Below are 7,471 nucleotides of genomic sequence, written 5' to 3'. Positions count from 1 at the left end.
TTAAAAAGATGCTTAGCTATAGATTTAAAAGAACTGAATATTATGATGAATTAATGAAAATAATTAAAGATATTAAACTAAAGAATACAAAACCTTCTATCCCAGTTGATCTTGCGGAGGCATATTGGGAATACAATTATGCATTTATAGGCATTGACCAATTTTTTTATTGAAAATAGCCATAATAAATGAAATGTTCAAGAATAAATATATTACTATTCCGGAATTGGCTATTAAAGTAAATAAGTCAGAGCCTACAATCCATAGACATATTGATGTCTTAGTATCTAAAGGATATATTAAAAGAGTTGGTTCAAGAAAAATAGGTTATTGGGAAAATAAATAAAACCAAAAGTTAGGGACTGCATATTGCAGTCTTTTGCCTTTTAATGAAATCATTACAAAATTCACCATTTTTCTAAAAACACTTACGAAAAAAATTCAAAAATAGCCTCTTACGAAAAAATATGTTGAAATCGTTTTTTTTAAATGATATACTAATGACATAAAGAAAAAGGGCAAAACTAGAGTAATCTAGCGACGCAAAGCTAAAGGGCCTCAAGCGAGGCAGCCAGTTACCGTATAGACAATGGCAAACCCGGTGCAAGCCGGTGACGCAAAGCTAAAGGGCCTCAAGTGAGGCAGCCAGTTACCAAACGAAAATTCTGGTATTATGTTTAGGCTTTGCTTTTTATTTTTATCTAGACATTTTTGAAAGAAATTGACTTATATAAAATTTTATTTTATAATAAACAATAAGAAAGCGTTTTTATACGCGCTTTATTTCTCTTTAATGGTGAGGAGGTATAGGATGAGAGTTAGAGATTTGAGATACTATTTCTTGGCTGGTGTAGTGCTAATTATTGCATATGCTGCCCTAGCAGTATGTTATTATCTTTCCATCCGTAATGGTAAGGTTGAAAATTCTATGATGAAGCTTGGCCTTGAGGCAGCTTATGTAGAATCGACAACTATGGAAGAAAAAGTTGATTCCTATTACAATTTATATTACGGAGATACAGAAAACAAGCTTGTCTCTACAGATGGTTCAACTATATTTACAGTTGCCAAAAACCAAACTGGACTTGCCTCCCGTTTCAAGCCAATGGTAAAAGAGGATGGTACAGAGACTGGTAAGTTTAAGCCAATCTTCGCACAGGCTGCAACATTCGATGAGGCCAATTATGAGACGACTCATGCAAAGGATCAGAATTTTTATTTCTATTACATTAAGGATGATTCATCTAGCTATGCATTAAATAATAAATTAGTTGTTCGTATTGCTGCATCTGTAGTTCTTGAGTATGCAGCAAACGCAGAGCGTCAAATGGTAATCTTTGATACGGATGGTGCAATTGAATATACTACAGTAGATCCTTCTATAGGATTTAGATTCTTAGTAGATAACATTTCAACCGATTATGGTATTGAAATGACTACTCTAAACAATCATGAGGATATCAATATTGTATTAAATGTTGGTCAGTCTGTTGTATTCTCTGCAAAATATATTGATTATTTAGATTCCTACTATGGTACAGTAATTGTACTAGGTGATAACTTCTTAGGTATCGATTGGGTAATTCAGCAGGCTGTAATCTATTTCGTTGCTGGAGTAATCGTTACGATTGCAATGCTTGGAATTATGATTTTAGGTGTAAGAAAGTGCTCACAGCTACTTAGAGCTGACCGCCACGCAGTACAGGCTACTAAGGCAATGGTATTAAGAATTGATCCAAATGGTAAGATCATATTTACAAATAAAACATTTAAGCAAATGTATGGTGTTACAAGAAAGCTTTTAAATGTTGATGAATTTATTGATGTTGAAACAAATGAGCCAATCATTAAAACAATAAAGGAAAATAAAGCATTTGAATGTAAGGTTCCTATGGACCTATATGATGAAGAAAATGTAAAATTCTTACATTTATCTCCATTATTCATTTCCAATAGCTATTATCTAATGGGTACAGATATTACAACAGATTATAGAATGCGTAAGCATCTAGAAATCATGTCTGGTAAGAATTCTGTTACGAAGTGTGATAATGGATTCACACTGGAAAACCAATTTGAAAAGATATTAGAAAACAACCAAGGCTATAATGTAGCCTTCGTTGAAATCAATATTACTAAGTATGCAGATATCATCCAAGTCTTTGGTAAGACGGTATATAATCAATTATTAATTCAATTATTAGATATGATTAAGGATTCCTTTATGGAGCATAAGGTATATCATATCGATGAATCTAAGTTTATGGTTATTGTACCTAACGATGAATTCGCAAGTGTACAGCCATTAATCAATGAATTCTTAGATTTACTTCAAAGACCTATTACGGTTAAAGCAAATAATATCTATTTAAAGACTAAAATTGTAATTTATAATGTTAAATCTACAGATTTTCAAGAAATTAAGCTTGATGATATAAGGGTTAAGCTAGACTTAGCTTATAGAAATATGTCATCCTTAACAGGTAAGGATTATATTATCTATGAGCCTACAATGGATGGTATTATCTTAGCTGCAGATGAAATGGAGCACGATATCGAAATGGGCTTAATTGGTCGTGAATTCCAAATGTGGCTACAGCCTCAGTTTGATGTATTCAACAACAGAATTGATGGCTTTGAGGCATTAATTCGTTGGATGAATCCAAAATATAGAGATAAATCACCGCAGCTATTCATTGAGCTTGCTGAGCAGCGTGGTCACATGCTAGATATTGGTAAGTTTGTTATTACAGAATCCTTCAAGCTTGCAAAGAAGCTTGAACCATATGGAGTGCATGTTTCTATTAACGTATCTCCAGTACAGCTACTACAGGTAGGTTTTGTACAGCAATTAATTGATGAATTTAATTCAAATGAGCTAAAGAAGGGCTCTATAGCAGTAGAAATTACAGAAACATTATTAATGGGTTCTATGCAGCTCATTACAGAAAAGCTTAGATTACTTAGAGAAGCTGGCTTCCATATTCATTTAGATGACTTCTGTACAGGTTACTCTTCTATGCTATATTTAAAGGATTTACCAGTAGATACCTTAAAGATTGATAAGGAATTTACAAAATATATCGAAACAAATAAGGTACACGAAAATATCGTTAAGACGATTTGTGCCTTAGGTAATGCCCTAGATCTTAACTTAATTTGTGAAGGTGTAGAAACACAGGAACAATCCGATATGGTTAAGAAGATGGGCTGTAGAGTAATTCAGGGTTGGTTAATTGGTAAGGCAATGCCATACGATGATGCAGTTGAATTATTAGAGATGTACAATACCAAGAGTAAGAAGTAGGAGGTATGGACTATGAGATTTTTAATTTCTGATGGCGGAGCTATTGTATTAGTTTTCGTTTCATTAATCGTTACTTTAGGACTAGGTTTCTTGTTATATTGGTTAATTCGTAGAAACATACGTAAGGAAAAGGAAGAATCTGAGGTTATTGTTGAGGATGCAGTAACAAGAAGAGCAATGGAGGATTCTGTTCGTAATTACATTAAAAAGGTTGACCGCTTCGGTGCGATGACATTAATGTATGTAGATATTGATGGATTTTCCGATTTAAATGAAGTATTCGGCCATGAGGCATGCGATTTAATGCTTAAAGAAATTGCAACAAGAATCCTAAGAGTAATTCCATATAATGCATCTGTATGTAGATATCAAAATGATGAATTTATGGTATTTATTAAGGATGAGGATAACTTCGCAAGACTTGAATCGATTGCATCTAAGATTGTTACAGCTGCACAAGCACCATACCAGGTATTGGTTGGTGAATCCATTACACTTTCTGTATCCGTTGGTATGGCCTCATATCCTAATGCAGGTCAAACCTTCGAAGAATTATATTCCAATTTGGAATTAACCACTTACGTATCTAAGCGTGATGGTGGTAATAAATATACAAACTTCTATGCGACAATCAAGGAAGAAGAATATGATAATATGGCTTACTTCCAAGAAGTTAAGCAAGCGATCCAAAAGAAGGAATTCGCACTTTACTTCCAGCCTATTCTTGATTTAAAGAATAAGCTAATGAATGGTGCTGAGGCCCTAATGCGTTGGAATCACCCAACGAAGGGTATACAGTCTCCAGCAACCTTCTTAAAGGTCTTAGAGCAATCTGGAGACATCAAGTGGGTCGGTGAATGGGGTATGGAAACTATGATCCGTATGCATAACAGCATGGCAGAAAAGTTCCCTACGGTTCCACTTAGATTTTCACTAAACTTATCTACGAAGCAGCTACTTGACCCACACCTTGCAAACTCATTCATTGAAATCATGAATAAGAACCAAGCAAAGCCTGAGTGGTTCATGTTAGAAGTTAATGACTTCATGATGGTAGAAAGAATCGCAGTAATCAAAACAAACATCTACAAGCTTCGTGACTATGGCTTCAAGATTGCAATCGATGGATTTGAGCTTGATGGACAATCTGTACAAAACATTCAGAAGTCCCCTGTCGATGTTATTAAGCTTGGTAGAAACTTCCTTAAGGATGTTGAAAACAACTTCATGAAGGAAAGATTCTTACAAATTTTAGTTAAATATGCAGAGGATAACAACAAGGAATTAATTGCTGAGGGTATCGAAACTGCAGAAATCACTAAGTACGTTAAGGAACAGAATGTATTCTTAGGTCAGGGTTACTATTTTGCGAAAGCATTAAGTGAAGAAGCATTCGAAGAATATATTGAAAAACGTCAATATCAAGTATTACTTGATGATGTATCCGCTCTTGAGGATAATGAAGCATTATTCAAGGAAATGCATTCTGATGATGTAGTACTTGAAGAAGATCATGAGGAAACTCCAGAAGAATACTTAGATCGTATTTCTAGAGAATCCCGCACAAATAACGATTATGATGATACTGAAGGAGACGATTTATTGGTCTCGGATCCTTCAGATGATGATCTATTAGTTTAAAAAGAACAAATAGACACTTTAAAAAAAATGCCTAACAAAATTTCACATAATTAACGGATTTCATACCAAAATTGGTTGACAACGTTTTCTAAAGGCCCTATAATTTTAAGTAGTTAAAGGCAAAACTAGAGTAATCTAGCGACGCAAAGCTACAGGGACCAAAATAGGTCAGCCAGTTGTCATTTTGGAAGTGTAATCCAGAATGGCATTTTTATTTTCTAAAATGACGAAGGAGGTAGCCTAGATGCCAAAAAAACTTGTATCCTTATGGAAATCGAATTTCTTTAAAATGGCACTATTGATTTTGTTATTTGTTGCGGCTGCCTTGATTATCATGGCTATGTGGCTTGGACAAGAAGCAGGACAATTTGTGATTCGTGTTCAATCAGGCGATGTACAAAAAAGTATAGGTGTCACTCTTGATTTAGATGAAGAGAATCCATCTGCTAGCTTAGTTGCAGACCCAATGACAAATATGAACGATTATTCTCCAAGATATTTCTTGGAGGAGGATTACCAAACTTTAAGAGAAATTTGTAAACCAACAGGATTTAATCCTATAGACAATAACTCATTATATGTTTATACGTTCTATATAAAAAATACATCACAATCCGGTGGTGTTGGTGTAAATGTGCAGTTAACATATTCTAATGTTACAAATTATTCTGATGAGATTATTAGAGTTCTTACTTATTATGAATCTTATAATGTTTCTGACCCTCACTTGTATCAGAAACCTGATTCACTTGAAAGAGCTCATGCATTGGATAAATATAAGGATGTAACATCGATTGAATATCCAAGCTATATTATCACTCCTGCATCATTTGCAAATTCGTCAAATCCTTCAGGTGGAACTGTATTTGACGATCAGCAGATTAATATCGGTTATGGTCAAGGAATGAATTATGTAAAGTATTCTATATTATTATGGTTAGAGGGAGATGATCCTGATTCCGAGTATTATGGAGAGGCACTTTACAATGGAACTATTAAATTTGAAATGCTAATCAAAGTATTGATGTAGCAGCAATTTAGTAAAGGAGGTTGAGGTATGAAAAGAAACATAACGAGAAAGTTAATAATGGGTCTTACATCAGTTGCAGCTACTGCAGTTTGTCTAACCTCAACAACCTACGCTTGGTTTGCGAGAAACGCAAATGCATGGACCGATGAATTTGATATTCATATTCATACGGATGAAGGTCTTGAGATTTCCGTAGACGGAGTACATTTTGTTGATACAATCACAAAAAGCGAGCTTACAAAAGCAATTGCACTTCAAAGATATAATTTAGTTAATGATGAAAACAAGACATTAAATGATTTTACAAGTGATGAAGTAGAATCAATGGTAAATACTTATGGCGAAACAGTACTTGGTGCTGTATCTCCAAATAAAAATTGGCAATTCTATGGATTTAATACAATAGATAATGTAAAGGATCCATTAGATTATATAGATGGTGATTATTTTAAACCATTTGCTTTAACAGAAAACAAGCTATCGGCTTCCTATTTGAAATTTGATTTATATTTTAGAGCAATCCCATCATCGAATCATCCGAAGGAAAAATACAAATTAGTATTTGCGGATAGTGATCATGAGGAAGGCTTAGGTGAATCATATATTAAGGCTGATCCATCTGAAGTACCTTTAGATAATTCATTAAATATCTTACCTTCTTTAGATACAAGAGAAAATCCAGCTACAGTAGGATTATATGAATCAGGAGAAAAAATCACTATTAATCCAGCAAACGCAATGCGAATTGGTGTTGTAGGAAGTGAAGGTGATTTAATCTATGAGCTTAACGACGGATATGGTTCTAGTGCATACAAAAATGCAACAGATGATTTGCATAATCCGGCAGTTAATCCAATGGTGACATATTTCAATAATACACACAAGCGTGCAAAGAACGGTCTTTATTTAAAGGATTATGATACGGAATATGTTGAAACAGTTAAGAATTTTGATGATTTGTATCCTTTAGGAATATTCGAAAGAGATACCGAAGGGAATTACAATATTGTAAGAGCAACCTTCTACATTTGGTTAGATGGTTACGATGCAGATTATCTTCCACGTGTGGATACAGAATCAATCCGCTTCTTCCTAAACTTTACAAAGGTGGAGGGATAAGATATGAAGCAAAAAGCAATTAAATTAATTTTATCTGGGGCAGCTTCATTAGCACTAGCAGTATCCCTAACCGCTACAACATTTGCCTATGTATTGATTGGCAATAATGCCACAGTAGATGAATTCGATTTTAAGGTTGAAGGCCAAGAAGGATTAATGATTTCCTTAGATGGAACTAATTTTAGCCAAGATATCACAGGGGCAGAACTAAAGAAGCACTTAGCTGGTTCTGTTGATGCCTTCGATAGCAATTTTATTACTGGTACTACAATTAAGGATAGTGGTAATTCTATTCAAACAGATGGAGATGTATTCTTCGTCAAGGAAAAAATCAATCGTGCAACACACGAAAGAAGCTATGTAGATGCAGATGA

The 7,471-nt window shown here is 34.2% G+C and carries 5 protein-coding genes and 2 riboswitches; all 5 genes read left to right on the top strand.

The window, feature by feature from the left end; genetic code table 11:
• Nucleotides 1–581: 581 nt before the first annotated feature.
• A riboswitch (cyclic di-GMP riboswitch) is annotated at nt 582–657 on the top strand.
• Nucleotides 658–811: 154 nt separating this feature from the next.
• A complete protein-coding gene (locus SPJ17_RS08570) occupies nt 812–3,307 on the top strand; it encodes an EAL domain-containing protein (RefSeq protein ID WP_321094766.1) in 2,496 nt (831 codons plus the stop codon).
• A 12-nt stretch (nt 3,308–3,319) separates the two neighbouring features.
• Nucleotides 3,320–4,948, top strand: a complete 1,629-nt coding sequence (locus SPJ17_RS08565; protein WP_321094764.1) for a bifunctional diguanylate cyclase/phosphodiesterase — start codon at nt 3,320–3,322, stop codon at nt 4,946–4,948.
• Between the two features lie 108 nt (nt 4,949–5,056).
• Nucleotides 5,057–5,132, top strand: a riboswitch (cyclic di-GMP riboswitch).
• 60 nt (nt 5,133–5,192) lie between these two features.
• Complete coding sequence (locus SPJ17_RS08560) at nt 5,193–5,978, top strand: hypothetical protein (protein ID WP_321094762.1); 786 nt, start codon at nt 5,193–5,195, stop codon at nt 5,976–5,978.
• Between the two features lie 27 nt (nt 5,979–6,005).
• A complete protein-coding gene (locus SPJ17_RS08555) occupies nt 6,006–7,097 on the top strand; it encodes a hypothetical protein (RefSeq protein WP_321094761.1) in 1,092 nt (363 codons plus the stop codon).
• Nucleotides 7,098–7,100: 3 nt separating this feature from the next.
• The coding region (locus SPJ17_RS08550) for a hypothetical protein (protein WP_321094759.1) at nt 7,101–7,471 on the top strand (371 nt) is incomplete at its 3' end.

Source organism: Anaeroplasma sp., assembly GCF_034179385.1.
Lineage (GTDB): Bacteria > Bacillota_I > Bacilli_A > Acholeplasmatales > Anaeroplasmataceae > Anaeroplasma.
The sequence above is the reverse complement of the archived record's forward strand: the minus strand, read 5'-3'. Positions and strand labels throughout refer to the sequence as shown.

What these genes read in the sequence shown, in the direction of transcription:
- SPJ17_RS08565 (WP_321094764.1), top strand. Translation starts at nt 3,320, where the DNA reads ATGAGATTTTTAATTTCTGATGGCGGAGCTATTGTATTAGTTTTCGTT.
- SPJ17_RS08570 (WP_321094766.1), top strand. Translation starts at nt 812, where the DNA reads ATGAGAGTTAGAGATTTGAGATACTATTTCTTGGCTGGTGTAGTGCTA.
- SPJ17_RS08560 (WP_321094762.1), top strand. Translation starts at nt 5,193, where the DNA reads ATGCCAAAAAAACTTGTATCCTTATGGAAATCGAATTTCTTTAAAATG.
- SPJ17_RS08555 (WP_321094761.1), top strand. Translation starts at nt 6,006, where the DNA reads ATGAAAAGAAACATAACGAGAAAGTTAATAATGGGTCTTACATCAGTT.